The 25,017-nt window shown below is 38.1% G+C and carries 30 protein-coding genes; 26 read left to right on the top strand and 4 right to left on the bottom strand.

The annotated features are described in order from the left end of the window. Positions 1 to 26: 26 nt before the first annotated feature. The 7 genes from ACUC6J_RS17130 (at position 27) to ACUC6J_RS17100 (ending at position 6,026) form a co-directional block, all read left to right on the top strand. Positions 27 to 563, top strand: a complete 537-nt coding sequence (locus ACUC6J_RS17130) for a CueP family metal-binding protein (RefSeq protein ID WP_330720658.1) — start codon at positions 27 to 29, stop codon at positions 561 to 563. Between the two features lie 283 nt (positions 564 to 846). Next, on the top strand, positions 847 to 2,910 hold the full coding sequence (locus tag ACUC6J_RS17125) for a methyl-accepting chemotaxis protein (protein WP_447249159.1): 2,064 nt from the start codon (positions 847 to 849) through the stop codon (positions 2,908 to 2,910). A gap of 294 nt (positions 2,911 to 3,204) precedes the next feature. Further along, positions 3,205 to 3,426: a hypothetical protein gene (locus ACUC6J_RS17120; RefSeq protein WP_447249158.1), complete on the top strand. Its 222-nt coding sequence runs from the start codon at positions 3,205 to 3,207 to the stop codon at positions 3,424 to 3,426. After that, positions 3,402 to 3,746 (top strand): tyrosine-type recombinase/integrase, encoded by a 345-nt coding sequence (locus ACUC6J_RS17115; protein WP_447249157.1) that lies wholly within the window; start codon positions 3,402 to 3,404, stop codon positions 3,744 to 3,746. Before ACUC6J_RS17120 ends, ACUC6J_RS17115 begins: the two co-directional genes overlap by 25 nt. A gap of 103 nt (positions 3,747 to 3,849) precedes the next feature. Then, the gene (locus tag ACUC6J_RS17110) at positions 3,850 to 4,134 is read left to right on the top strand and encodes a tyrosine-type recombinase/integrase (protein ID WP_447250304.1); all 285 of its coding nucleotides are present in this window, start codon (positions 3,850 to 3,852) and stop codon (positions 4,132 to 4,134) included. A gap of 126 nt (positions 4,135 to 4,260) precedes the next feature. Next, a complete protein-coding gene (locus ACUC6J_RS17105) occupies positions 4,261 to 4,908 on the top strand; it encodes a hypothetical protein (protein WP_447249156.1) in 648 nt (215 codons plus the stop codon). Positions 4,909 to 5,054: 146 nt separating this feature from the next. Then, positions 5,055 to 6,026: a restriction endonuclease gene (locus ACUC6J_RS17100; RefSeq protein ID WP_165178547.1), complete on the top strand. Its 972-nt coding sequence runs from the start codon at positions 5,055 to 5,057 to the stop codon at positions 6,024 to 6,026. Positions 6,027 to 6,202: 176 nt separating this feature from the next. Here ACUC6J_RS17100 and ACUC6J_RS17095 read toward each other — a convergent pair whose 3' ends face one another. Further along, positions 6,203 to 6,490 (bottom strand): hypothetical protein, encoded by a 288-nt coding sequence (locus tag ACUC6J_RS17095; RefSeq protein ID WP_447249155.1) that lies wholly within the window; start codon positions 6,488 to 6,490, stop codon positions 6,203 to 6,205. A gap of 171 nt (positions 6,491 to 6,661) precedes the next feature. On the opposite strand from ACUC6J_RS17095, the gene ACUC6J_RS17090 reads away from it, so the two are divergent. The 6 genes from ACUC6J_RS17090 to ACUC6J_RS17065 all read left to right on the top strand — a co-directional run bounded on the left by ACUC6J_RS17090 (position 6,662) and on the right by ACUC6J_RS17065 (position 11,696). Beyond that, entirely contained in the window at positions 6,662 to 6,865 is a 204-nt protein-coding gene (locus ACUC6J_RS17090; RefSeq protein WP_010345194.1) for a helix-turn-helix domain-containing protein, read from the top strand. Between the two features lie 197 nt (positions 6,866 to 7,062). Next, entirely contained in the window at positions 7,063 to 8,352 is a 1,290-nt protein-coding gene (locus ACUC6J_RS17085) for a hypothetical protein (RefSeq protein WP_447249154.1), read from the top strand. Positions 8,353 to 9,087: 735 nt separating this feature from the next. Then, entirely contained in the window at positions 9,088 to 9,726 is a 639-nt protein-coding gene (locus ACUC6J_RS17080) for a DUF2971 domain-containing protein (protein ID WP_447249153.1), read from the top strand. Positions 9,727 to 9,938: 212 nt separating this feature from the next. Next, on the top strand, positions 9,939 to 10,247 hold the full coding sequence (locus tag ACUC6J_RS17075) for a nucleotidyltransferase domain-containing protein (RefSeq protein ID WP_076293995.1): 309 nt from the start codon (positions 9,939 to 9,941) through the stop codon (positions 10,245 to 10,247). Then, complete coding sequence (locus ACUC6J_RS17070) at positions 10,244 to 11,350, top strand: hypothetical protein (protein WP_447249152.1); 1,107 nt, start codon at positions 10,244 to 10,246, stop codon at positions 11,348 to 11,350. The genes ACUC6J_RS17075 and ACUC6J_RS17070 overlap by 4 nt, the downstream gene beginning before the upstream one ends. 55 nt (positions 11,351 to 11,405) lie before the next feature. Next, on the top strand, positions 11,406 to 11,696 hold the full coding sequence (locus ACUC6J_RS17065) for a hypothetical protein (protein WP_447249151.1): 291 nt from the start codon (positions 11,406 to 11,408) through the stop codon (positions 11,694 to 11,696). 183 nt (positions 11,697 to 11,879) lie between these two features. Here ACUC6J_RS17065 and ACUC6J_RS17060 read toward each other — a convergent pair whose 3' ends face one another. Continuing rightward, positions 11,880 to 12,167: a DUF6809 family protein gene (locus ACUC6J_RS17060; protein ID WP_023989605.1), complete on the bottom strand. Its 288-nt coding sequence runs from the start codon at positions 12,165 to 12,167 to the stop codon at positions 11,880 to 11,882. 153 nt (positions 12,168 to 12,320) lie between these two features. Here ACUC6J_RS17060 and ACUC6J_RS17055 point away from each other — a divergent pair, with 153 nt between their 5' ends. The 7 genes from ACUC6J_RS17055 to ACUC6J_RS17025 all read left to right on the top strand — a co-directional run bounded on the left by ACUC6J_RS17055 (position 12,321) and on the right by ACUC6J_RS17025 (position 18,611). Next, the gene (locus tag ACUC6J_RS17055) at positions 12,321 to 12,545 is read left to right on the top strand and encodes a helix-turn-helix domain-containing protein (protein WP_010345209.1); all 225 of its coding nucleotides are present in this window, start codon (positions 12,321 to 12,323) and stop codon (positions 12,543 to 12,545) included. A gap of 171 nt (positions 12,546 to 12,716) precedes the next feature. Then, the gene (locus ACUC6J_RS17050) at positions 12,717 to 13,217 is read left to right on the top strand and encodes a hypothetical protein (RefSeq protein ID WP_447249150.1); all 501 of its coding nucleotides are present in this window, start codon (positions 12,717 to 12,719) and stop codon (positions 13,215 to 13,217) included. 621 nt (positions 13,218 to 13,838) lie between these two features. After that, on the top strand, positions 13,839 to 14,879 hold the full coding sequence (locus ACUC6J_RS17045) for an ABC transporter substrate-binding protein (protein ID WP_447249149.1): 1,041 nt from the start codon (positions 13,839 to 13,841) through the stop codon (positions 14,877 to 14,879). A 1-nt stretch (position 14,880) separates the two neighbouring features. Beyond that, entirely contained in the window at positions 14,881 to 15,657 is a 777-nt protein-coding gene (locus tag ACUC6J_RS17040) for a (2Fe-2S)-binding protein (protein WP_058829969.1), read from the top strand. A 109-nt stretch (positions 15,658 to 15,766) separates the two neighbouring features. Then, positions 15,767 to 17,488 carry a helix-turn-helix domain-containing protein gene (locus ACUC6J_RS17035; protein WP_447249148.1) on the top strand — a complete coding sequence of 574 codons (1,722 nt, stop codon included), beginning with the start codon at positions 15,767 to 15,769 and terminating at the stop codon, positions 17,486 to 17,488. Between the two features lie 410 nt (positions 17,489 to 17,898). Continuing rightward, entirely contained in the window at positions 17,899 to 17,991 is a 93-nt protein-coding gene (locus ACUC6J_RS17030) for a putative holin-like toxin (protein WP_447249147.1), read from the top strand. 269 nt (positions 17,992 to 18,260) lie between these two features. Then, positions 18,261 to 18,611, top strand: coding sequence for a hypothetical protein (locus ACUC6J_RS17025; RefSeq protein WP_025365449.1), 351 nt, complete (start codon positions 18,261 to 18,263; stop codon positions 18,609 to 18,611). A gap of 288 nt (positions 18,612 to 18,899) precedes the next feature. Here the strand turns inward: ACUC6J_RS17025 and ACUC6J_RS17020 are convergent, their stop codons facing one another. After that, positions 18,900 to 19,649, bottom strand: a complete 750-nt coding sequence (locus ACUC6J_RS17020) for an SDR family oxidoreductase (RefSeq protein WP_447249146.1) — start codon at positions 19,647 to 19,649, stop codon at positions 18,900 to 18,902. A 240-nt stretch (positions 19,650 to 19,889) separates the two neighbouring features. Here ACUC6J_RS17020 and ACUC6J_RS17015 point away from each other — a divergent pair, with 240 nt between their 5' ends. Further along, positions 19,890 to 20,459 (top strand): TetR/AcrR family transcriptional regulator, encoded by a 570-nt coding sequence (locus tag ACUC6J_RS17015; RefSeq protein ID WP_090889568.1) that lies wholly within the window; start codon positions 19,890 to 19,892, stop codon positions 20,457 to 20,459. 106 nt (positions 20,460 to 20,565) lie between these two features. On the opposite strand, the gene ACUC6J_RS17010 is transcribed toward ACUC6J_RS17015, so the two are convergent. Further along, complete coding sequence (locus tag ACUC6J_RS17010; protein WP_016821711.1) at positions 20,566 to 20,961, bottom strand: hypothetical protein; 396 nt, start codon at positions 20,959 to 20,961, stop codon at positions 20,566 to 20,568. A 504-nt stretch (positions 20,962 to 21,465) separates the two neighbouring features. On the opposite strand from ACUC6J_RS17010, the gene ACUC6J_RS17005 reads away from it, so the two are divergent. The 5 genes from ACUC6J_RS17005 to ACUC6J_RS16985 all read left to right on the top strand — a co-directional run bounded on the left by ACUC6J_RS17005 (position 21,466) and on the right by ACUC6J_RS16985 (position 24,564). Further along, a complete protein-coding gene (locus tag ACUC6J_RS17005) occupies positions 21,466 to 21,915 on the top strand; it encodes a GNAT family N-acetyltransferase (RefSeq protein ID WP_447249145.1) in 450 nt (149 codons plus the stop codon). 88 nt (positions 21,916 to 22,003) lie between these two features. Then, complete coding sequence (locus ACUC6J_RS17000) at positions 22,004 to 22,417, top strand: GNAT family N-acetyltransferase (RefSeq protein ID WP_447249144.1); 414 nt, start codon at positions 22,004 to 22,006, stop codon at positions 22,415 to 22,417. Between the two features lie 80 nt (positions 22,418 to 22,497). Beyond that, positions 22,498 to 23,145 carry a DMP19 family protein gene (locus ACUC6J_RS16995; RefSeq protein ID WP_447249143.1) on the top strand — a complete coding sequence of 216 codons (648 nt, stop codon included), beginning with the start codon at positions 22,498 to 22,500 and terminating at the stop codon, positions 23,143 to 23,145. A gap of 296 nt (positions 23,146 to 23,441) precedes the next feature. Beyond that, the gene (locus ACUC6J_RS16990; protein WP_447249142.1) at positions 23,442 to 23,720 is read left to right on the top strand and encodes a hypothetical protein; all 279 of its coding nucleotides are present in this window, start codon (positions 23,442 to 23,444) and stop codon (positions 23,718 to 23,720) included. A gap of 49 nt (positions 23,721 to 23,769) precedes the next feature. After that, positions 23,770 to 24,564: a phosphotransferase gene (locus ACUC6J_RS16985; protein WP_447249141.1), complete on the top strand. Its 795-nt coding sequence runs from the start codon at positions 23,770 to 23,772 to the stop codon at positions 24,562 to 24,564. The last annotated feature ends 453 nt before the right edge of the window (positions 24,565 to 25,017 follow it).

Genomic DNA, 25,017 nt, shown 5'->3' with positions numbered 1-25,017 from the left:
AAAACGGACAAGGAGATGAACTCCAGATGAAAAAAGGAATCTTGGTCGCTTCAGGGTTGGTTGTTGCGGCATTAGGCACGTACCTGATTGCAGGAAATATGCAAAAAGAAGGAGCGGACAAGCTTGGGACAACCGATATCAAGCAATTGGTGCATGATTTCAGCGCAGGCAAGGCAACAGCCCAGTCCGCTTCCATTAATTCCAGTCAGTTAATTGTTAATGGAGACAACACCCAACCTATAACTTATGATTTGCCTGACAACGAGTTTTTTGTTTCGATAGCGCCATATGTAGAAGAGACCCACCCTTGTGCAACTCATAGTCTAACCGGTTGCCAAGGCGAAATAAAAAATGGGGCGTTCAATGTGACCGTTCACGACTCCGAAGGGAATATCATCATGGAGAATGCCATGAAATCACAACCCAATGGTTTTATTGATCTATGGCTGCCAAGAGATAAAACCTACCGCATTAGTGTGAACCATGAAGGTAAAACGGCCCAAACGGAATTCTCTACATATGAGAAAAACGATACATGTATCACAACGATGCAGTTGGGTTAACGATAGAGAATAAAGAGGTTGAGCTTACTTGATTGCTCGTACACTTTAAGTCCGCATAACCCTGCGTGTTTATAACTTTTAGTAAAGAGCCTGCGTCTGACGGAGGCTCTTTGTGCTGCCCTAATTTTTTGCTGGAGTTACCGAGCAGGCTGGGAGGGAATTTATGAGGAATCAGATAGCAAAACTTTAAATTGTGTATACTAAAAACCTATTAAAACAACTGCAAACTTCCGACATATTATCTAAGAGCTTTTTGCTCAATATTCCTCGGGGAGATGGCAGCATGTCACAAAATATGAAGAAGCGCGTATTCAGATCATCCAGTATCGCCAACACATTGGCCATGGTCTTGTTAGTTATTATCGTTGTCGTCTTTGCAACCTTGGGGACGTTCATGTATGCGAGCACGCAAAGTATGCTTGTCAAGCAGCAAGAGGCCATGCTCCAGACCAAGACGCAGGCCACCGTCAGTCAATTTGATGCGTTATTTAAGGAAAAGGGCTCGCTAGTCAAACAAATGTCAACCAATACTTTATTTCGGCAATATATAGAAACCACCGAATCAGCTGGGATGGTGAAAACTTCTCCTTATGCTGCGGAAACAGTAGCGACTCTGGCAGCCATTGTAAAGGCAGAGCCATCTTTTGCCGACGCCTGGATTGCAGGCATATCTGGTAAAGGCTTCTTTCTTCAGAATGATGGTGTTGCTTCCAAACCGGATTTCGATATCTATACACGCCCGTACTTTAAACCGGCAGTTGAAGCAAACGGTTTATACTACTCAGAACCCTATAAGGACGTCAATTCGGGTAATGTGCTCATGGGCATTTTCTATCCGATCAAAGATAGCAGTAACCAATTAATCGGATTTGCTGCTGTCGATATTGCTTTCAAAGACATCCCTGCCGTTATGCAAAGCTATTCGCTTGGAAGCACAGGCTATTCGATTCTTGCATCCAAAACAGGTGATATTTTATATCACCCCGATCAAAATAAAGTGCTGAAAGAAAAGATTAACGAAAGCACAGGTGATCTTGGGGAGATCGGAAAGAAAATGATTGCTGGTGAGTCCGGAGTACAGCTAATTAATGATAATGGGGAACGTCGTTATATTGGGTATGCAACCAGTAAAGATACGGGGTGGTCTGTAGGCTTAACCATTTCAGAAGAAGAGGTGCTCACAGAATTAAAAACCTTTACCTGGCTTACCATTGGCGGCTTTGCCGCAGCCACCATCCTGCTCGTTGTAATTTCTTATATAACGCTCCGTTATCTGTTGAGATCAATCCCAAAATTGCTTGCCAAAATCAAACTGATTGAAAATGGAGATTTGACCGTTCAGTTTGATACGCATTCCAACAACGAAATCGGGCAAATTTCTCAAGGAATTTACAATATGGTTCAAAAAATTCAAGGCATGCTACAAATGGTGAGTGGCTCAGCTCAAGTCTTGAATCAGTCTTCTCATGATTTGCAATCCATTTCTTCCAGAACCGCAATCACGATGAACGATACTGCGACAGCAATTAATGAAATTGCCAATGCAACGAACTACCAATCTATCGAAACGGATAACATTTTACAAAAAACCGGAGCTTTATCCGGCCAAATTGACGAAATTGCCAATGATGCCAAAACCATCGAAACGATGGTGCAAACCTCTGCCGAACAAAGCGGACAAGGGCTTGCAGTAGTAGATCAGCTATCCAAATGGGCGGAAGAAAATCATAATTCCACACAAGCGATGTCGGCTATCATTCAGGATATCGATCTGAGCCGTCATGAGATTTCGGGCATCGTGGATACGGTCAACCAAATTGCAACGCAGACCAACCTGTTGGCACTCAATGCTTCCATTGAAGCTGCACGTGCAGGAGAACAGGGCAAAGGGTTTGCGGTAGTTGCCGGGGAGGTTCGCAAGCTGGCTGAGCAGACCGCACGGGCGACACAGGAAATCTACAAGAAGGTACGCGTGATTGAAGAAAAAACCAGTGTATCGGTTGAGCATACAGTTCACGGTCTGAAAATCGCAGAAGAAAATGCCAGATCGGTAGAGGACACGAAACAAGTATTCTTTAGCATTAACAAGGATTTGGAAGATTTGAAATTGCGAATGATCCAGATCAGCAACAACACCTCCAAAGTCCACAAGCACAAAGATGAGATTTTGCAGGCGCTGGAAATCATCTCTTCCACCACAGAAGAGAATTCTGCATCAACCGAAGAGGTTAGCGCCAGCACGCAGGAACAATTGGAGAGCTTCGAACAGGTTGCTGAACTATCCAAACAATTAAACCAATTGTCCACTAAGCTTCAAGACGAATTAAAGCAGTTTAAGGTTGAGTAACAAGTCTAGGAATGATGTTGGCTAGATATACAGCAAAGCCCGCGTCCAGCGCGGGCTTTTTAGCGGCTTAATTTTCTTAATATAATAATCGGGCTCTTCTTTTGTTTCTGCGCGGAGGAACTGGACAAGTAAAGGCAAGACACTTTATGATGATGAAAATTGGACTTAATGGATCAATAATTCACTCTGAAAGAATCAGGGAATTAAGATGAATATCCATCTTAAGTCCCTTTTTTTGTGCAAAATTAGATTTCCAATTTTTTGAACGGCTGATATACTAAGGAGGCAAGTGAGATGAAGATAAACCTACTTTATCGGGATGAAAAAACGATCGGCGGGACGCGCAGGCTAATGCGGTTCTCTCATCTTCGGAACGAGGTGAATGGAATTCGGATCAGCGGCAAGAATTGCGCGATGCATTGGTGGCAAGGGGGTAAAGCAGCAAGACGATTAAAGCATACATATCGCAAACGGAACGCTTTTTTGCAAGATTGCAAGGGACCGAAGCAAGCATAAATGATACGACGGTGCAAAAATACGCGTTGGCACTGCTCGAAAAAGGCCTTTCGCACGCTTATGTTAACCAAGCGATCAGCGCGCTGAAATTTTACTTTCGCCATGTGCTAAAGCAGCCCAAATCCGCCGCCTATGTTCGTCCGAAAAAGGAGAGTAAACTGCCAGATGTGCTGTCCCTGAATGAGGTTATGCAGCTGTTGAAAGCAGTGAAAAATCCAAAGCATAAGGCTATTCTGTACCTGACGTATACATCCGGGCTGCGGGTAAGCGAAGTGGTGAGGTTGCGTCTTGAAGACTGCGCCGTGAACGGAAAGTACTGAAAGTTCGTCCGGGAAAGGGCAGAAAGGATCGGCAAACGCTGCTATCCGAAGCGGCTTTTGCGGTGGTCGAGCAGTATAAAGGGGGGAGCAGCCAGAAGACTGGCTGTTTTCAGGGCAGAGGGAAGGCCGCCACCTGACGGAACGTTCAGCGCAGAAAGTGTTTGAAAATGCGCTGGCTGAAGCGGGCATTCGCAAACAGGTGAGTATCCATTCGCTAAGGCATTCCTTTGCGACCCACTTGCTGGAGAATGGGATTGATCTTCGCTATATTCAGGAACTGCTAGGGCATCAGAGTGTGCGAACGACGGAGCGGTATACACATGTGAGCAGGCGGGACATTGGGCGGATTCAAAGTCCGTTGGATCGGATGGGCGGGCTGGATAATTGAAACGCAGCAAGTACGGAAATCAGGAACAAAGTGCAGGATTCACGAAGTTCGTGAATATGACAAAGAGAGTATTCTTTCGGAAGTTCGTAAATAAGACGTTATCTGAAAGACTAAAAGGAGAAAACAATGACAGATAAACTTCTAAAACTTTATAAAAAGGACTTAAGCTTGTTACACATAATGATGAAAAAAATAAAATGGCAAGGGTTTAATAGATCTATTATTGCCCTTATTTTAAGCATTATCTTAATTATTGCAATAAAGTACAATATAAAATCTGATTGGAGTAACGTATCCTTTGTCTCTTTAATAATTTGTATTGTTATACTTTTTAGAGACTTGATTTTAGAAAGAGATCGGATAATTAAATTTGATAATAAAGGGAAAAATTATTATCAAATTAGAACTGAGGGATTAAGAGCATTTTTGAGAAATGAAAGCATTGATACAGATCCTAAAAAGATAGATTTGCTGATAAAGCTAGTAGAAAAGCAAGCTGAAGAACAGAAAGTTCCGTTCTTTGTAGGGAGGGGAATTCTTTTGACTATCCTTTTACCCATTGTTTCAGCCACCTATACAAATATTTTAAATAAATATACTGATGATTTAACTACTGTTTTGACAATATTTGTGATAATTTCAGCAATTGTTTTACTTGCATTTATCTATGCTACTGTTTTTAGATTTATCTACGATGAGTTTATTAATGGAGATTATCACAGATATAAGACCATAGCTAATGACTTACGAGAATTACATTTTAAATTAGTATAGTCCTTCAGATAACATAATATTCACGCATTGGCCATTTGTCCTCGGTCCAGCATGAGCTGGACACCCAGCCTGCGCTGGGTCGTGAATACAGGAACGTTAGCCGAAATTAATTCGAAGTCCATATACAAGAACATAGGAGAAAATTAATGATGCCATCTAAAGATATGTACGCTGCTACAAATGCTTTAAAAGGATACATATTTGAATACGAATTAGCAAATATGATGAAACAACATAAAGATTTTAGTAATGTCAGATCGGAAAGCACAATACGTGATACTGGAATTGATATTGTTGCAGATTATCGTGGGGAAACACTATTAATTCAATGTAAATCAAGTCCTATCTTCTCATTGAGCAGATTAGAACAAGTCTTAAAGCAATTATCGGCATATAAATTATCTAAAGGTAAGGTAGTCTTAGCGTTTCCAGGTGAACTATCATCAAAGCAAAAAAGCGAATTAAACGAATATAATTGGTTAACTGTATGGGACATTGATAAACTTTCAAATATTTTTTATTCACAGATAAAAAACTCACAATCGAAAGAATTAAAAGATTTCTTTGAAAAAAACGAATTGTTTAGAGTGACAGTAGAAGATGAATTATTGACACAGTTAAATAAATGTACAAAGGGAACTAAACATTGGATGGCTTATCAAAAGATATGTGCTAGTATACTTGAACATCTTTTTTATCCTAGTTTAGGCAAACCAATTATTGAACTTTCAGATCATGTAAGGGCCAACAGAAGGGACATTATTATGGCTAATTACTGTGATGAAGGATACTGGAAATATTTAAGAGGACGGTATAGAGCTGATTATATAATCGTTGACTCAAAGAATTATTCATCTAAACTAGACAAAAGTTGTGTACTACAGATGGCTAATTACTTAAAGGATTATGGCCCTGGAATGTTTGGAATAATAGCATTAAGAACGGAGCCTAAAGAATCTGCTATTCACACTCAAAGAGAAATTTGGATGGCACATAATAAATTAATTATCTTTGTAAATGATACTGATTTTGAACAAATGTTAATGTTAAAAAAGAATGGAAATGAGCCAGAAGAAGTTATTAAACAGAAAATTGAAGACTTCAGATTAGGTCTGTGATTTGAAGAACGAACTAACAACGGCTAACATAATATTCACGCATCGGGCATACGCCCTCGGTCCGACAGAAGGATTTCGGGGAAGCAGAGGCAACCGGACACATCCGACTATGTCGGACGTGGTGAATACAAGAACGTTATATGACAGAATCAAAATGAAAAAGAGCCTGAAGGCTCTCAATCTAAAGATATATGTATTTCGTTATGCAGATGAAGAGCGTCCTTAAAACCTTGCAAATAAATTTCACGTTCTAAAATAGCTTGAACAGAAAGCTCAGCATCATCGTAAAGGAATAGGATCTTCTGTATATTCTCCGGTACTCCTTCATGTAACTGCTTGAAGTAGAGATTCCGTTCGGATGAGAACTGGTTGTAGCTGGAGTTGTTTTTGATAAGCTCGTCATATAAAGATTCAATTCGAGTAAGAATCAGTGAATCAAGTAAGATCTCTAAAGAATTATGCATTTTAAACACCATCCAATGTATTTTATTTTATGAATAAAAGTTCAACTTATTAAATATAATTTTATCATGTCAAATAATTAAGTCAATACATGTTGAAGATGTTTTTGATAAAGAAAATATACTTTCATATAATTAAAGAAAAATTTACTTGATGTGTGAAAGGAATATCAGATGATTAGTTATAAACCTTTTCAAAAATTATTGATCGACAGGGAGATTAAGAAGCAAGATTTATTGAAAATGACAGGTATTTCGTCTGCTACAATGGCGAAACTCAATACGAACGAATATGTGTCGTTAGAAGTGATTGATAAATTATGTGCGGCTTTAGGTTGTCAGCCAGGAGATTTATTGGAACATATAGCAGAACAATGACTGATTAGAATCAAGAATGAATGTTGATTAATCGAAGAAGTGATTCCGTCATATAACATAGTATTCAAGCAGCGGCTCCTTTCGGAGCCTTGGTCTGCTAGAAGGATTTCAGGGAAGGATTTCAGCAGACAACCCTTCGGGGCTCATGAATACAGGAAACGTTATGTGACATGCTATAAAAGTGAAGGAGAATGAGCATGCGAATATCTTCAAAGACAGTAAGAATGAACAAAGAAAGTTTAACTACATCAATTCAAAACTTGTATTTTCCTGGATTCGATGAGATGAAAACAATTGTAGAGGATTTTGCTTTAATGGCACTACGTAGAAAGGACCATTGGTATTCCTTCATCGCTCTACAAATAAATCTTATGACTGCTATGATTACAGAGATACAGACTTTGAAATCTATTAAAGAGATGCGAGATAAGAATGAAGAGAAGGAATTGCTTGACTTTTATGAAAGCGCCACAAGAACAACTTTGAATGCACTAATTCAAGTTGCAGATGGTATTGCATATAGGTTCATTGATTATAATTACTCACTTTATACTATGCTACAAGCAAATAAAACATCAGTTTATGCATTGTTAGAAGAAGGGTTTAGCGAAGGGTTAGAGCTAGCAGCAATTCTAAATGATAGAAAGGGACCAGGTTCTCAGGTTCTTATTACTGATCTTAATTCGGTAACAAACATTGGGGACATTATTGTAAAAACGGATGAGAGCTTCGAAATAATAGAAGTCAAGAAAGGGAATAGTAGGGGAGCACGAATCAGCAGGCAAAAAGAAAGAATGAAATCTCTGGTGGATTTTCATAATAATGAATATGGTCAAGTTAATGAGAAACCTGTGAATATGTTAAGGCTTCCTTCTAGACGCCATGAATTAAAAGTATTAGAAGAAATGCTAATTGAAACTGAGACAGAAGGAACCGCAATTAGAGAAATTAATGAGTTCCTCTGTGTGTGTTGTGTAGATGCAGGAAATCTTACAAAATCTCAAAAGAGTAATGAGATCAATATATTGTTGGGAACCTTGAAAGAATGGGAGGGAGATGAACTAACAATTACTATCTCATCCTTGGATTATAGACAAAATACCGGAACTACTGTTCCATTCACAGTTTATCCTATTGAAACAAGGTTAGTTGTAGATCTATTAATGGGATCGAAATTTTTTATCTCATCATTAAAGATAGATAAATTGGAACAGTATATCAATAGTCAAGGCTGGGATGTAATTAACATTATTAAAGAGGGTGTATCAATAGAAGTAGTAAAGGAAAATGATTATCCAATATTCATTTTGTTGGATAAGGATGATCCGAGTAAGAATGCAACATTTCCAGTAGATTTTTTGTTGTCAATTATGATGGAATTAATTGATGTACAAAATTATTTGGATATGGCCAAGGTTTCAACCTCGCATGGTGACACACATCATTGGATACCATTTTACGAAGATGAGAAAAATCTTTGGAAATGACAGTCAATAAAGGAACTGAGGAATAGCATGGATGGACGTTACATAACATTATATTCACGTATCGGGTACGCACCTTCGGTCCGGCAGAAGAATATCGAAAGAAGCAAGAGCAGCCAGACACATCCGACTTCGTCGGACATCATGAATACAGAAACGTTATGCGAAACTGCTTAAAGATGGAGGAATACCAGATTTTTTTGAATTCTCATGTCTTTGAGTTAGCCAAAAAATTAAATACAGAAGAGATTCATAAGCAATGGACAGGCTTAAGAAGAAATTCTGTATTCTATGGCTTGGTCTGCTATATTAACAATTCAATTTCTTTATGTCTAAGTGATAATTATACAAGTTCAATATTTTTTTTAAGAAGAGCACGTACGTAAAGAAATCATTAATATTGAAACCAATTCAAATAAGATTCAAGATCAATATGGAGATAAATATATCAAACTCTGTAATAATTATTTGAATGAGTTAGAGACATTTATAAAAGATAATCATTTAGTGTCTGATGAAGATTTTGAGTTTATTTTAAACAAAGAATTGTAGATATCGGTTCAAAAGAGGTTTCGTAGAAGCTTCGCATAACATAATATTCATGCTGTGGCTCCGATGGAGCCTTGGTCTGCGGGAAAGAATTCAGAGTATTTCAGCAGACAACCCCTTTGGATTTTATGAATACAGGAACGTTACGCGAAAGTAATGTGAAAACACTATAAAGAAAGACGTGATTGAATGCCTTATACAATAGATCAATGGAATAACAGGATTAGCGGGAGAACAGACCTCACTACTTATATTACTCATTTAACTAGAGCAAAAGGTGAATTGAAGACAGGTCAAGTCTTAATGAAAATATTAAAGGAGGGAAAAATTATTGGGAGTAAACCCGGTTCCCCAGGATTTATTGTAGGAGATAACCCCGCAGTTTGTTTTCAGGATACCCCTCCAGTTTCTCTAGTTCAAAATATACTACATGAGCAAGGCTATAGAGAAAAACAAGTAGAAAGCGGTATGCCTAAGGAAAAAATAAAAGTTCGTTACTTGCCGGCAGGTATAGCATTTAGAAAAATCTATGCATATGAAAAAGGTGCTCGCCCTGCTATATATGAACAAACAGAAATAGCAAAGAAAATGTTACCTAAGGATGAACATTGGAGAATTGTTAATTTTAACTTAAGTGATAGATCAAATATTATTGACTGGACTCACGAGAGAGAATGGAGGGTCAAAGGTGATTTTCAATTTGATATATCAGAGGCGGTACTACTAGTTTCTAATGAGAAAGCTTATAAATGGTTTGTGAATAACGATAAAGACGATTTGTTGAAGAAAATTGCAGGAATTGTTTGTCTAAGACCAATTATTTTTTGATTTTAAGGTATCACTTAGAAGACATTACCATCGCTTAACATTATATTCACGCTTAGGGCATACGCCCTCGGTCCGGGAGTATGACTTCAGGGAAGCAAAAGCGGCCGGACACACCTGGCAGCCGCCAGGCGTCGTGAATACGGGAACGTTATAAGAAAATTACTGTGAAATCAAAAAAATAAATAATAGTAGTTTTATGGAGTGAAATAAATATGAGTATTGAAGAGTCAATAATTAGACAACTGAGTAGCCATACTTATTTTAATTGTGAGAAACTTTTTATTAGAGGTTCTTATGCATTTAATCTACAAAATCAATATTCTGATTTTGATATTTTAGTAGTATCAGACGATTTTATTGATTTAGATATTGTTACAAGAAAAAGAATCTTACTTAAGAGCTTAGGAGAGAATGTAGAAATAAAAGTTGATGCTATTTGTCTTTCTCAAAAGGAATATTCTTATATTTTTAAAATTTCAACAGATGATTCACTAAATGAATTGAAAGAGGTGTCATTATGAAAGAATTTTTAGAAACGAGTTTAAATGATCAGCTATTTTTATGTGAAAAAACATTAAAAATGGAGCCAAATAAAGCTCAGATAAAAGAACTTTGTGAACTTGCATTTTTATTAGAAGATATACAAGAAAACTTTACTTTAAGTGCAGAAAATCAAGTTTTATTAACAATATTTTTAAAAAAAATAGCTAATCAAGTTTATATTCTTGATAAAATATTTTATTTTCATAGTCTTTATAAATTGCCACAAGAGTTTTATAAAGCAACATCAGATTCAGTTGGACGTGCAACCTATAACGTAAATATTGATATTAATATAATGAGACTTCAGATGAGGGAAGGTATGGTACATGGAAGCTCAGAAGATGAGTATTTTTTTACAAGAGGAGACTCTGGATTAGTACGTGGAATGAATAACTTACTTGATCATAACAATGAAATGGATATACTTGTACCTGCTTTCTATACGGTTCTTAATTATTTGCAAGCTATGGTGGAATATCTTAAAACAGAGCCGAAATTATATAGAGATAAAGCAACTGACTTAGCGGTCAAATGCTTGAATATTGTTAAAAGGTTTGTAGAAAAAGAAGAAATGGCAGTTCAATTAGATAGCAACCCTCAGTTGAACTTGTTCTTAATATCAACAATAAAGTATTGCGAAGATTATAGTAAAAAAGAAATAAACTTTATTCGAAAAGAGGTGAACAATTTAGAAGATATAAACTCTATTGTTAAAAAAATATGGGGATACTTTAGTCTTATAAACGTTGACTTCGAGTACTTCAAGGATAAATTCCCAGATGACTTCTGGAATGTTCTTATAGATAAATATAGTGATTTTAAGTTTATTGAAAAAGTTATAGTCCTTAGAAATTGTAGTGCTATTCTCAAACACGAAAATAATGTTGAATTAACGAACCTAAGAATTCCTGTTGTCGAAGAATACGAAATTAACGAATGGTTTACTATGGATAATTATTTCAAGGACTATGGTAAACATAATGCAACCGAATTGACTGAAGAGGATAAACAAAAAAATTTAAATTATAACGACGAAGAGCTTCGAGAGGCAGTTGCTCAAATATATTATAAATATAGATAAATCAATTGTAGATAGAGAAAAAGTTAAGCCTCATGGTGTGTACGAGATATCAGATATGGAATTGCCTATTAAAAAAGTTGGGACCAATAAAGTTAATTATCTTTGTATGCCTTTTAAATCTGGACAAGAGATTAAAAAGAAAGTAACTGAGGATGTAACATATCAAGTGTATAGACCATTTGCTAATTTTGGTAATAAAGCTGTGGTAGTGTTTGTTTCTCCTTGCGAAGGAACAGAACCATTTTACAATGCGATCAAACGTGCAACTGCAAATCTAAATTGGACAATACACACACTTATGGGAGATAACTTGATGAAGCTTTTGAAATACAACTCCGTGATTTAATGAATATTAAAGTCTTTATAATATATTTGATTATAATAGTAAATTCTTATAACAATATATTCACGCTTTAGACATTCGTCCTGGGTCCGGCATACGCCGGACACCCAGCATATGCTGGGTCGTGAATACAGGAACGTTATACGACAGAATCAAAAACAATAGGAAAGAGGATCATATGATCCTCTAAATGTTAGAATTTTTCAATTCACTAAAGAGTTGTAGAGCGTCTTTGAAACCTTGTATGTAGATGCTTCTTTCTAAGATGGATTGGAGAGATATTTGAGCATCTTCGTACAGAAAAACCGTATGTTGAAGTTGATCGGGTAACGCTTCACGAAGTGTTCTAAAGTATCGATCTGTTTCCGAAGAAAGCTGATTGTACTCCGTATGATACTCCAGAAGCTCAGCAAAGAGTAATTCTAAACGTATTCTTATAAGCGGCTCTGTTAATGATTCTAATGTATTAATCATATGTTATTCCTCCTCTAATTAACTCTATAGAGTTATTATATAACCTTATAAAGTTAATTTCAAGGTGAATATTTGACTTTATAGAGTTAAAACTTCGCTTTTCGTTGATGATTGCTGGTATGGGAGATAAGATAGAATTATGGAGGGGAAAAGATGAACGTAATCAAGTGCAATATACGAGAACTCATGGCAGAACATCGAATAGATGATATAACAGAATTGATGGCGAAATCGGGCTTAAGTCGGAATTCAATCAACAAGTTGTATAGGGAAACGAATATAGAAACAACAAAGCTGGAAACTTTATTCAAGCTATGCGATACATTTAACTGCAAATTATCAGATTTAATTGAGTATGTACCCGAAGAAAACCAGTAGTGAAGAAGCGATTCCGTCATATAACATAATATTCAAGCTGCGGCTCCGTTGGAGCCTTGGTCTGCGAGTTGGATTTCAAAGAGGGATTTCGGCAGACAACCCCTAGCGGAGTTCATGAATACAGGAACGTTATGTGAAATCACATAAGATTTTAAAGGATGGATGATTCAATTGGATAATTTAGCGCTAGAGAGCTGGATTAATACACATAAAATTATGGATAGAACCTTAGAAGGTTTTTGGGTAACATTCAATAACTACATGAAAGAATGTCCAGAAGAAATTAGTTTGTTTTTTGATGAATTGAATCTAGAAGATATTAAGCCTTCAATAGATACAATTGAGTATAAAACTATTTTTCATTCCGATTATCAGATTGTAGACAGTCACTATTCCCAGCAGGTTATATCTACGTTAGACATTTACTACAAAAAAAAGAGAATAGGTTATTATAGAATGTTCTTTTATACCGATGGCGAATGCTTTGACGATAGCCTAGTTACGGAATGGACAGGCTGGTATATAACATTGAAACTTAAAGCGTTAATTGAACTTCAACAAGAAATTAAAAATGAATTGGTAAAAAATAAGATCAAAGAAGATGAAATCGAAAAAATCTATAATTTAATAGATAAACAAATATCTAAAATCAAAGTTCAAATCCATAAATAATTGTTAGGTAGAAAGTTCGAAGAAGATGTGGCATCACATAACATAATATTCAAGCTGCAGCTCCTTTGGAGCCTGGGTCTGATAGAAGAGTGTCGGAGAGAAATTATTTCAGCAGACACCCCCTAACGGGTGCATAAATACAAGGACGTTATAGGAAATACTTGATAAAAGGAGAAAGCAAAATGATTTAGAAATATCTGCGGATGAAAGGGTATTAAAGATAGATGTTTCACCGAAAATGGCTTATGAATCCAAAGGAACATTTTATGAGTCCCACATTCAGAATTTAATGAAGAGTACCCACAAATTTATCATACAAACCTCTGTTGTAGTTTCAATGGAACAAATGGATATGGAATGTACATTGACGCAAGAGGTAGAAATCAATGAAAAGAAAAAAGGGGAGATTCTTGCTTTTGTTGGCTTGATACATTAGACGATGATTATGCAGTAATTAGTAAAAGAGTTGATAGAATTGTAAATGAAGATATAGCGGTTTACATGTCGCATTAGTCCGGCTGAAATGTCGCAAAAGTACATGGTAACGCGATGTGGAGATATATTATACTCGCCTTATATTTCGATAATGAAAATCATTATCATACATAAGGAGGATTCACCATGAATAAAGGAACAAAGAGGCAAGCTGCCGGAAGCATGGCACATGGTGACCATAAATCACGATTTTTAATGGGCTGGATGCTGGCCCTTGTTCTTGTACTGACGGCTTGCGGTGCCGGAGCAGGTACAAATGGCGGCAATGAGTCTGCTACAACTCCAACGGACACGCCTTCGAATGGAGCGTCTCAGACTGCCGGAGCCTTCCCGGTTACGATCTCGCATATGAAGGGTCAGTATACGCTTAACGAGAAACCAAAGAAAATTGCTGTGCTTGATGTCAAATTTCTGGATCAATTGCTAGCCATTGGCGAGCAGCCGGCAGGCAGTGTTATCGCTGAAGGCAATACCACATTTCCAGAATATTTAGGCGATAAGCCGGGTGACGTACAAGTTTTAGGTACACGGGACAAGCCCAATCTGGAAGCGATTGTAGCATTGGACCCGGATCTTATTTTAATGACTGATTTTCAAGAGAAAGAGTATGAGAGTGTAAGCAAAATAGCACCCACAATCGTACTTGACTTCTACGAGGATTGGCGAGATACGTTAGCTACGGTGGCTGCGATCACAGGTAAGCAGGCAGAGGCAGAAACTGTGCGTAAGGCTTATGAGGGCAAAATTGCAGGACTGAAGGAGAAGCTGTCGGAGAAGTTGGGAGAGGAAACGGTAGCACTTATTCGACCGAGAAAAGAAGGCATTCGTGTTCATGGTCTTGAGCATCGTACAGGCGGGATTCTGTATGAGGATTTGGGCTTAAAAATGCCTGCATTAGTCCAGAAGATCAAAGATGATACCTCCGTTGAAATCTCGATGGAGAAAGTTCCTGAGATTGGAGCAGATCATTATTTTGTTCTGTCTGATGAGTTGTTTGCGGCAGAGGCAGAGGCTTTGGATAGCAGCTCAGTATGGAAATCCCTTGATGCAGTCAAAAATAACCGTGCATATGATGTTAATTCTACACTTTGGATCGCTTATTATGGCCCACTTGCAATTAATATTATTGTAGATCAGGCATTGGAAGCACTGTTGGGATCGAATTAAAATGGACCATTATCTATCGACTGACTTATGGCAGCAAACGGCGGATGAACACTCGATTCGGCTTGGTGAGCCGTCTGAAGATAATGTCCGTATTATTGCTTTGAGTCAACTACATGAAGAAGCTGCATGCCGAGAGTATTTAAGCTGGCTTCAAGAGTATATTGGTGCGCCTGACATGAGGGTAGCCGCTTCGATGTTAGCTAAGCGAATCGGCTACCTGTGGATTGCTCCGTTACTGACCGCGATGAGCGTTCATCATCAGTATGTTTCTTTTCGGCTAGACAACAGCTTTCTCTATCATCCGACGCTCACAGCTAATGAGGGGGAGACGCGTTTTCCTTTTCTGGCTATAAACGGGCTTCGGGCAGAAGCACTAACGGGAGACAGGGAAGTATGGCGGGAAAAGGTGGTAAAGGAGATGTTTGCGTTACACCTTGCACCGCTGTTAAAGACGCTTGCTGCGATTGCTCCTCTTTCGATGAGTATCCTTTGGGAGAATATCATGATACGCATTGTCCCATTATATACTCCTGAAGTAGACAATGCTGAGCAAGAAAGTCAGCACATCCAGGCAGATTTTTCATATCTGACGCAAGGAGCGCCCGGGCATTTGTTCGGTGTAAAAAGAAATCCGTTCACTCGGTTCACAAAAAATAAGGACAGCATTCCAGCCGTGAAAAGCAAGCGTACCACCTGTTGTTTTTATTACCAGATGTCAGGGGAATATTGCAGAAAATGTCCGAAAATTGACAATGAGAATAAATCTCAATTAAAATGACAACAGCAACAATTTTACTTTTGCTAACAGGCCTGGTTGTAGTTAATTGGTTAAGCCCAGTCATGCGAGTCACTCTAGCAAAGGATGCTATTGTCAGGAGATGAGAGAAATGCCGCTACAAGAACAGACAAGTCTATGGAGTGATACAACGATCAAGATGCTTGACGAGTATAGCGGTACTTTGCAGACAGGCAGTGTTCTTCGCGAAACGGAATTAACTTCTAATGTGTTGTTGCTGGCATACGGAGGGGAAGGGGAGCTTGCAATGAATGGTGAGGTTTGCCACATTGGAGCTTCTTTTGTTGGTCATGTTGTTAAGGGGACATCCTTAACGCTGACGGCTAGATCAGACGACATTTATTATATCGTGATCATGTACAAGGCTTCTTCCATGGAGGGAGCCTCTCTTGTTTTGCCCTCATATCGCAAACACCCGTTGCGCACTTCATTTGTGCAAAATTCGGTAACCCAAGCAGAATGGATTGAGAATGCAGAAAAAATCGTTGCCAAATGGCGTCGTGGCGAAGGGATGGAACGTTTTCATGCCAATGCGTTGCTTCAGGGTATGATCTACGAACTGATCATGGATTACGAACGTGGTCATGGAGGAGAAGCGTCTGACATGGTGGATGTTGTCGCTTCATATATAGCGTCGCATTATCGCCAGAATCTGAAGCTTAAAGAGCTGGCAGCCCTTGCTGGATGCAGCTTAAGACAGCTGCAGCGACGATTCAAACAAGAGAAGCAGCTCGGACTGATTGAGTATGTCATTCAGTTGCGCATGGAGAGTGCATCGCGGATGCTGCGTCATACGGATGCTCCCATCGGTGAAATTGCTGACAGAATGGGCTATCGCGACATGTATTATTTCAGTAGGGCGTTTAAGAAATATTATGGCGTCCCTCCGCTGCGTTATAGGCTTGATGCCGCTTCGAAAACAGATATAGACTATGCCCATTCCTTGCAGCGGAACCACACAGCTTCTTCATATGAGTCGGCTCAAGGCTCGGTGATATGCCATATGCGAGGGGAATACTATGTTATCGGATCTCCGAAGCGTATCGCTGTACTCGATGTGCAATATGCCGATCATTTGCTTGCGCTGGGGCTCTCTCCAGCAGGTAGTGTAGGACTAGGAAGTGCAGTGTTACATTTCCCTCAAATGATCAGGGCAGGACTTCAGAATACCGAATTACTCGGAACATATGAGTATCCCGACCTGCTTGCATTGGAACGACTGTCTCCAGATCTGATTATTTGCACCGAGGTGCATGATCAGCACTATGAACAGTTAAGCCGGATCGCTCCAGTTCTCATGTTTAAGCGCAATGAAAACTGGCAGACTATTCTGACTCTGTTCGGTGAACTGACAGGCAAACGAGAAGAGGCAAAGCGTATTATAGCGGATTATCACCGACGAACCACATTGCTGTCCGAAGAACTTGCTCCCGTACTGGCAGGCAAGAGCGTGGCACTGATCCGTCCGCTGGATTCTCTGGTTCGCGTGCATTCTGCCTCTCATCGTACAGGGGCTGTACTGTACCGTGATCTAGGTCTGCCTGTTCCGTTATTTGTGGCAGATACCTCCGACACGGCCTATCACATCTCAGTTGACAGACTACCGGCTGTACATGCTAGCCATTACTTCTTGCTTAGCCATGAACTCATGCAGGAGGGAATATCCGCGACAGAGCAACGTGTCTGGGGAATGCTTGATACCGTTGAGCGCCAGCACATACACTCGGTCGATGCCGCGACATGGATCGGCTGTTATGGACCCACAGGTATCAATGGCATTGTGGATCAGATCGCTCAGGCTTTGTTGGCTTGATGGGAGAAGGAGTTGCTACTTGTGCGCATAGAGATTTTAACAGGAACTAAAGACAGTTCATCTTTGCCTTATGTCATAGAGGGAAAGTTGAACTGTTTTTTTATGGCCAATCCATCAGATAACATCATATCCACGCATCGGAGCCTGGCGGTTCCTCGGTCCGGCAAAAAGGAATGCCAGGGAGGGACAGGCGGACACATACGCACCGCGGCCGGTCATTTCATTCGCATAGTCAGAGGGACATCGTGAACACAGAAACGTTATATGCTAGAAATGATAGACAACAAATAGAATAAAAGAAAAATGTAAGAAAATAGATGGGAACACTTGGTTCGCAGAAGTAAACACAGGTAAAATATAGATACAATTAGCTCTTGGGTGGGCATGGTTTTCCTTCGAAAAGTGAGACCATGGATGTAAAAGATGCGGTGACTCTAATGTTACTATTTTGGACATCTATTCTTGCACTTTTAACATGCATCAATAACAACAAGAGAAAGTAAAAAACCACCTAAAGGTTGAGAGCCGAAGGTTGGTTTTTATTACCTGAGACTTAGAAGGGAATAAACCCTCCAAGCCAATTGTAATGACCAGATGTTGACCGTAATTGGTCTTTCTTTAAGTGTACTAACAGATGAAAAAAGATGAATTAAAGAAAAAATTAGATAAGTGAAGTGAAAAGCAAGTTAGTAAGCAAACTCATATGCGAAATACTATGCAACAATTTTAAAAATCTATTAAAACAAAGAAAAGAAAATGAGGGATATGCCCAATGACATTACAGGACCTATTTAATGAAAAACCAACTCAATTGTGGAACAAAAGAATGGTTGAATACGGAGATGACCTTTTTACGGAAGAGAGATTATTAATGTCTGATAAAGTCCTGAATAACTATCTAAACCAATTAATATTATTACAAGAAACTAAACATCCTGAAGGTATTATGAAGGCTGTAGAAGAAATTGTAATTACGATTAATGAATTGAATGAAAAGAACGACTATTTTATTGAAACGATGGAACGTGAAGAACTGGCTGAATTTATAGATAAGGCAGCAAGACTAGCTGGATTAGAAATTGAGGAAGATCAAGATATTACAGAAGAATGGAGAGAATGGTGATGGTGAATTAAACAGGATTTCTAAGTAGATTCAATGAATTCATGGTACCTTTGTATAACATTACATCCAAGCATCGGGCCGAGACAAGCCCGACCCTTGGTCCAGAAGAGGCATTTCGGAAGAGCAAATTCACCGGACAAATTCAACTGGCTAATTGGCAGAGCCACCCGGCATTACGTGCCTTAAGCTGTTTGAACTTCGGGAATACCCAACGTTATGTGAAATAGTAGACGGAGAAGAGTGTTTACTTCATGTTCTTAAATTTTTGAAAATTAAATTACAGATGGATCAATGGATCTTTGGAGGTTCAGAATTCATCGTATCGTTAAGCTGGGTCACAAAAACATTTTCGTTCGGGCCAGGGTTATTTCGAAACATTTTCGCTTCATCCACCAAAATTTCGTCTGTATCCGTGCCGAGTATCTTTATTGTTGCATCAATGAATGAAGCAAGCGGCATCGCCCGTGGTTCATCGTTGTTGCTTTGAACCCATGGGGGCACAATTTCTATTACTTTTACCGATGTGTCTTTAAGCATGTACCTTTGGGACAGCGTATAGGTATGAAGTGCTGCCTTCGTCGCGGAGTATACAGCAGTTGTCGCTAACGGTACAAATCCAAGTATTGAAGTCGTGTTGATGACAACCGCTTCTTCTTTGGACTTCAAATGCTCGATGAATGCAGAAGTTAACCGAATGGGACCTAGCAAGTTTGTCGTGACAGTCGAAATCAAAACATCCTCATCGATCACGCCCGCTGCGTCATCGGACTGTATGATGCCGGCGTTGTTAATCAAGACATTAATATCCGGGTATTCTTCGATTAACTGCTTGGCGGCCGCCTTTATGCTGGCAGGATCTTGTACATTCAATTCCACTGCGGACATGCCGGGATTCGCTTTGATCGTCTCCTCCAGACGCTCTTTACATCGACCGGAGATAATAACTTTGTTTCCAAGCTTGTGGAGAGCTTCTGCTAACGCACGTCCAATTCCCGAACCGCCGCCTGTAATAAAAATTGTGTTTCCTGTAAGTTTCAATTTTTAAACCCTCCTAATTCTTGTGAATAAATTCATCTAAAAGATTGTTAAAACAATGGCTTTCATGATTATGGCTCCTCTAAAATTGAACATATGTTGAATCATCAACATAAATTTTATAAAGTGAATGTATCAGAGCGGTATAGGGGGTTCAATGGTTAAAACAAGCGTGGTTGTTGATTTTTCAACATAGGACTTCCAAATGTTCATTTTTTCGGATGGTACAAAGGGGAGAAGGATATGGACAGGCGTATTCAAAAATCGAGGCAAGCCATTATTGATGCTTTTATGAGGCTGATGTCTGAAAAGGAATTCGAGAGAATTACGATCAATCAAATTGCGGAGGAAGCGAATGTCAATCGCGGAACGGTTTATTTGCATTTCGCTGATAAGTACGATCTGCGCGATCAATGCATGGAAGCTCAAATTAAAGAGTTACTACACAATTGTATGTCTGAAGATAACTTCTTTCATCTCCCTTCCAAAACCGCACTACTGCGTACGTTTGAATATTTGGAGCAGCATGCTTCATTCTACTCTATAATGCTGACGAACAAGGGAAGTACGGTTTTTCGAAACCAAATAGAGACAATGTTCCGGCAAAGTCTGTGCGAGCATCTGGATTCGATCAACCTCGATCAGGATATGAACAGGGACATTACGGTGCAATTTTTAATTTCAGCGGCAGTGGGGGTATTAGAATGGTGGATTACCCGTTCGATGCCGTATCCGGCATCGGTCATAGTTGAACAATTTTGGAATTTACTGAACTGTGGTGTCGAGGGACACGAACGAACATCGTCCAGATGAGCCTCTAATGTAGAGGCTTGTTTGAGACTGACACCCATAATGAAGATAATAAAAAGGAATGTTTTCATTTTATACTAATATTAGAGCAATAGTGTCAAATATAATGTTACCATCTAATCGAATATTGAGCTACAGCAGATTCATTAACATCTTGATTAGGAAAAATAACCCTATAATATTGAGTAGCTGCAGAATAAACATAGTCTATATCTATATACTTAGGACTTCCGATACTTAAGAAACCACCAAGTCTTATATACCTAGCAAATATTGTGGGTTGATCATGAGAAATAGCAATTCTCACCGCTGTACCAATTCTATACATCTCTCCAACGCCTATTGTCACAGGTGTATTTGTAGAAAACATAACAAAAGATTCTTTTTCCGTCTGGTTTTGATTTATTGTTTTCACATAAAGATCACCGGATATTTCTAATGGCCCTCCATCCAAGTTGTGCCCATAAGAAATTCCGATTAATGTTACTTCAAGCATCACAGCCATTTCTACATCTCCTTATGACTTATTTCCTGCCAAAAAATCGACCATGGACTAAATTTTTTGCTACCGAAAGGCTACTGTATCAAAGGAAAAATTTCTATATCTAATCATATATGCGATAATTACACTCTTTTGATTGTTCTAATCGATAGGATTATATTCTTGAGATAATTCCAATATGTAAAAGTTTTAAAATAAAAAAGCTCGACTTAAAAGTTAGTGTTTGACGAATTTATTCCATTTTCATCCTTATCCTTTACGTTAAGCACTGATTTCAGTTTGGAGTCAAAAAATTGCAGATTGATTTTGAATGCATAATGAAGAAGTTCGGTAACTTCTGATAACATAATATTCAAGCTTAAGAATTCTCACAGAGCCTTGACCTGCTGGGATGGAGTTCGAAGAGGATTTCAGCAGACAACCCCTTTGGGGGTCATGAATATGAGGAGGTTAGACGAAACCTGTGCAAGAAAAAATAAAAAATAGAAAATAGTGGAGGTATGTTGGGTGCTGACATTAGAAAAAGCTAGAAAAATTGATGCACAAAAACTTGCTGAAATACAAAAGGCCAGTTTTGAGGATGAATCAAAGCATTTTAATATTAATGGAACCGTTGGGCCCATAGGATATGATTCCATAAATTGGCAAGAAGAAATGATGCAAAATTGCGAATATTTCAAGGTACTCTTTAATGGAGAAATAATCGGGGGAGCTATGATATTTGTAGAATGTAATCGAGTGCATAATCTAGGAAGGATCTTTATTGATCCAAATTTTAAAAATCAAGGAATCGGAACGAAGGTGATGGAGAAAATTGAAAATAAATTTCCGGACAGCACTAAATGGTGGCTGGATACTCCTAGCTGGAGTGTCAAGAATCATCACTTCTATTCAAAGTGTGGGTTTACTAAGGTTAGAGAAGAAGGTGACTTATACATTTTTGAAAAGACTTTATAAACTTATGTAATGTACAACGTTATGAGACATCAGTGCTAAGTGTTACCAAGAAGATATTTAATGAAAAGCATGAAAGGGAGGACTTACAATGCAGATTGATTTTGCAATTGAATCAGATTATGAGTATATCTCGTTAAGAGACAAGCACATACATAAAACACTGATAAGACCAAAAATAAAAGAAAATGAAATTCTAATAATTAGAGAATCCAATCAAGAAATAGGTTGGATGAGATACGGATTTTTTTGGGACAACACACCATTTATGAATATGATATGGATAGATGAGGAGTACAGAGGAACAGGCATTGGTAAAAAGGTTGTCCAGTATTGGGAGGAATTAATGAAACAAAAGGGATTTGAGATGGTCATGACCTCAACACAGTCCAATGAAGGAGCTCAACATTTTTATAGGAAGCTTGGATATAAAGATGCTGGATGTTTAATGCTTGAGAACGAACCTCTTGAAATAATACTGACAAAGGAGTTGAACAAAAATTAACGTTGAGGAAATCAATGAAGGAAGTGACATTTAAAATATAATATTCAAGCTGCGTCTCCAATGGAGCCTAGGTCTGCGAGTTGGGTTTCGAAGAGAGATTTCAGCAGACGCCCCCTTTGGGGTTCAGGAATACAGAAATATTAGACGAAACCATGCGAAACCAAAACTATGAAATCAAGGTGAATATGATGAGCACCCTAAATCATGTTATAAAGCTATTAATTCCGCCCCATAATAACTTTTCGGCTACAGATCTTGTGGAACACATGGGTAGTGTTATCTACGGAGAAGAGGCTAGCTCAATACGAGGCATAATTTATGAGGTACCAGAATCTTTGCGGACTATTATTTTGTTAATAGATTTTGATACAGAATTATCAATGAATGGAGTTTTCGGATTTCTGGAAAATGCCACTGGAAAGTACTTGAATGGAACAATTGCTGCTTTAAAGCTAATTAGAGCGGAAGAAGATTCGTCTATTATGGAGGGAATAAGGGATCTTATTGAAGGTATTAATCTTAATGGAAAAATAAAATTAGAACAATATCAAGTTACACCATTTGAAGAGAGACATGAAATTAATAAATGGCTGCTTGAAAGAATTAAAGAATTGGCCGATGGACTGTACATATATTCAATAGATAGAGATATTTTTGATTACTTAATTGGTTATCTCTCTGATAACTGGATTGTATTGTTGCAAGAGCTTAAGGATGTTCGTAAGTAATTCGCAGAAGTGCGTTGGTATCGTCTGACCCGGGATCGCTGGGCGCTGTGAATTCCCTCGGCCCGGTAGAAAAATATAGGAAGATGGCAATTTCATTTAAATTAAATATGGTATGGAAGTGAATTGATGGAGGGAACAATCATAACTTGTATGAGTATAGGCGTTTATGCTCATGCACTTACAAGGGGCAATAAATACATCGTAAAAAAGAAGATAGGGACAAGTATAGAATTACTGGAAACCATGGAAAAGCAGTTTGGATATCAAAAGCTCATTTTATCGAAGGAGATATAGAAGTGCCTTATTTAGAAAGATGGAAGTTTGATGATGATCCAAAGGAGTTTGATTTGGTGGAGGTGACCCATACTTTTTCGGATGGAAGTGAACGATGGAGTTTGGTGACAACCCCTCAAAAATTAGTAAATCACTTTAAAGAAAAAATGGAAGTACCAGGATTTAATATTAAACATCTAATTATAGCGAAGACAATGGACCACGATGATATCGAAAAAATATTAAAATATTTAGAGGCCAATAATGAACTAACAGAAGCAAGCAAAGCGTTGGAATGTTAATTGGAGAAAGCAAACGCAACGTCCTGTTGTGCGAAGAAAGGGGCAAATTATGATAGGTGAATTACTTGGTTTTGGTAATACTGCAAGTGTCTATGAATGGGGGAAAACCGAAGTAATAAAGATTTTTCATAATCAGAGCCACTCAATGCACGAGGCAAAAAAGGAAGCAAAAAATGCCGAGATTATAAATAGCTTAAATCTTAGAGCACCTAATTATTCTGGCCTGTTGGAGTATAAGGGCACGTCGTGTCTTATTTATGAGAAAATTGATGGGCCAACAATGCTAAAACAAATAGATCCAACGAAATTAAGTATTTCTCATTATGCTAAGCTAATGGCGCAACTTCATTTTGAATTGCATAACATTGAGATCAAAATGAACTCAAATCTAAAAACTGAATTAACCAACAAAATTAATACTGCTGAAGTGATTAAAGAATATGCGAAGCAAATAGTTATAAATGTGCTTAATACATTGCCTGGAGGTAATGCACTTTGTCATTATGATTTTCATCCCGGCAACATCATCCTTTCATCCAAGGGACCTATAATTATTGATTGGATGAATGTTGTGGTTGGTAATCAAGCGGCAGATGTTACTAGAACTTCGATGATGATTCAATCACATGCACTACCGTCTAATGCTCCCAGTTGGCTAATTAAGAGAGAATATCGTGAATTTTTTAATAGAGAGTATCTAAGAGAGTATTTAATGCTATCTGAAATGAATCCAAAATTCCTTGAGGAATGGATGGCACCAACTTTAGCGGCTCGAGTATGTGAAGTAAACGGTGAAGATCGGAATGAAGTTATAGATAAATTACAAACTATTATAAAAAATTAGAAATTCTTTAGCTCAAAACACAATAGAAAGAGGGATATAGAAATTACAAAGCTAGTTGCAATAATACGAAGAAACCTTTTTACCATTAACATATTGCCAATAGTTATATTTCATCTAACTTTGTTTCCTATTTGGATGTTGATAAATGTTTTTGAAGAATTGTGGATTGTTACTTTTTTTTCTGCAATGGGAACAACCATAATTATTCCTTTTTGTTTGGTAGTCATTAATGGATGGTTCAATAAAGATCATAACAATTATTACTTTATAGTGAACTGGATATTAATATCAACTTCAACAAGAGTTAAATGCAATTGCATTACTTGAGAATGGATCATCCAATAGAGTTATTCAAAAAAGTAATTTTAAGTTTGTTGGTGTGATAGAAATAGATGCTGAAAGAAATAATCATTATAGAATTCATAAAAATTTTTAGCAAACCCCACTTTTGGG

It is taken from the genome of Paenibacillus sp. JJ1683 (assembly GCF_053006485.1).
Note: the sequence above shows the minus strand (reverse complement) of the source record. Positions and strands in the feature narration are given on the sequence as shown.

Coding starts and splice junctions, on each gene's coding strand:
- ACUC6J_RS17040 (WP_058829969.1), top strand. CDS start 14,881: ATGGACCATTATCTATCGACTGACTTATGGCAGCAAACGGCGGATGAA.
- ACUC6J_RS17100 (WP_165178547.1), top strand. CDS start 5,055: ATGATGCCATCTAAAGATATGTACGCTGCTACAAATGCTTTAAAAGGA.
- ACUC6J_RS17125 (WP_447249159.1), top strand. CDS start 847: ATGTCACAAAATATGAAGAAGCGCGTATTCAGATCATCCAGTATCGCC.
- ACUC6J_RS17045 (WP_447249149.1), top strand. CDS start 13,839: ATGAATAAAGGAACAAAGAGGCAAGCTGCCGGAAGCATGGCACATGGT.
- ACUC6J_RS17130 (WP_330720658.1), top strand. CDS start 27: ATGAAAAAAGGAATCTTGGTCGCTTCAGGGTTGGTTGTTGCGGCATTA.
- ACUC6J_RS17070 (WP_447249152.1), top strand. CDS start 10,244: ATGAAAGAATTTTTAGAAACGAGTTTAAATGATCAGCTATTTTTATGT.
- ACUC6J_RS17105 (WP_447249156.1), top strand. CDS start 4,261: ATGACAGATAAACTTCTAAAACTTTATAAAAAGGACTTAAGCTTGTTA.
- ACUC6J_RS16985 (WP_447249141.1), top strand. CDS start 23,770: ATGATAGGTGAATTACTTGGTTTTGGTAATACTGCAAGTGTCTATGAA.
- ACUC6J_RS17030 (WP_447249147.1), top strand. CDS start 17,899: ATGGATGTAAAAGATGCGGTGACTCTAATGTTACTATTTTGGACATCT.
- ACUC6J_RS17120 (WP_447249158.1), top strand. CDS start 3,205: ATGAAGATAAACCTACTTTATCGGGATGAAAAAACGATCGGCGGGACG.
- ACUC6J_RS17010 (WP_016821711.1), bottom strand. CDS start 20,961: ATGGCTGTGATGCTTGAAGTAACATTAATCGGAATTTCTTATGGGCAC.
- ACUC6J_RS17025 (WP_025365449.1), top strand. CDS start 18,261: ATGACATTACAGGACCTATTTAATGAAAAACCAACTCAATTGTGGAAC.
- ACUC6J_RS17085 (WP_447249154.1), top strand. CDS start 7,063: ATGCGAATATCTTCAAAGACAGTAAGAATGAACAAAGAAAGTTTAACT.
- ACUC6J_RS17080 (WP_447249153.1), top strand. CDS start 9,088: ATGCCTTATACAATAGATCAATGGAATAACAGGATTAGCGGGAGAACA.
- ACUC6J_RS17035 (WP_447249148.1), top strand. CDS start 15,767: ATGCCGCTACAAGAACAGACAAGTCTATGGAGTGATACAACGATCAAG.
- ACUC6J_RS17075 (WP_076293995.1), top strand. CDS start 9,939: ATGAGTATTGAAGAGTCAATAATTAGACAACTGAGTAGCCATACTTAT.
- ACUC6J_RS17055 (WP_010345209.1), top strand. CDS start 12,321: ATGAACGTAATCAAGTGCAATATACGAGAACTCATGGCAGAACATCGA.
- ACUC6J_RS17090 (WP_010345194.1), top strand. CDS start 6,662: ATGATTAGTTATAAACCTTTTCAAAAATTATTGATCGACAGGGAGATT.
- ACUC6J_RS17060 (WP_023989605.1), bottom strand. CDS start 12,167: ATGATTAATACATTAGAATCATTAACAGAGCCGCTTATAAGAATACGT.
- ACUC6J_RS17000 (WP_447249144.1), top strand. CDS start 22,004: ATGCAGATTGATTTTGCAATTGAATCAGATTATGAGTATATCTCGTTA.
- ACUC6J_RS17015 (WP_090889568.1), top strand. CDS start 19,890: ATGGACAGGCGTATTCAAAAATCGAGGCAAGCCATTATTGATGCTTTT.
- ACUC6J_RS17095 (WP_447249155.1), bottom strand. CDS start 6,490: ATGCATAATTCTTTAGAGATCTTACTTGATTCACTGATTCTTACTCGA.
- ACUC6J_RS17065 (WP_447249151.1), top strand. CDS start 11,406: ATGGAATTGCCTATTAAAAAAGTTGGGACCAATAAAGTTAATTATCTT.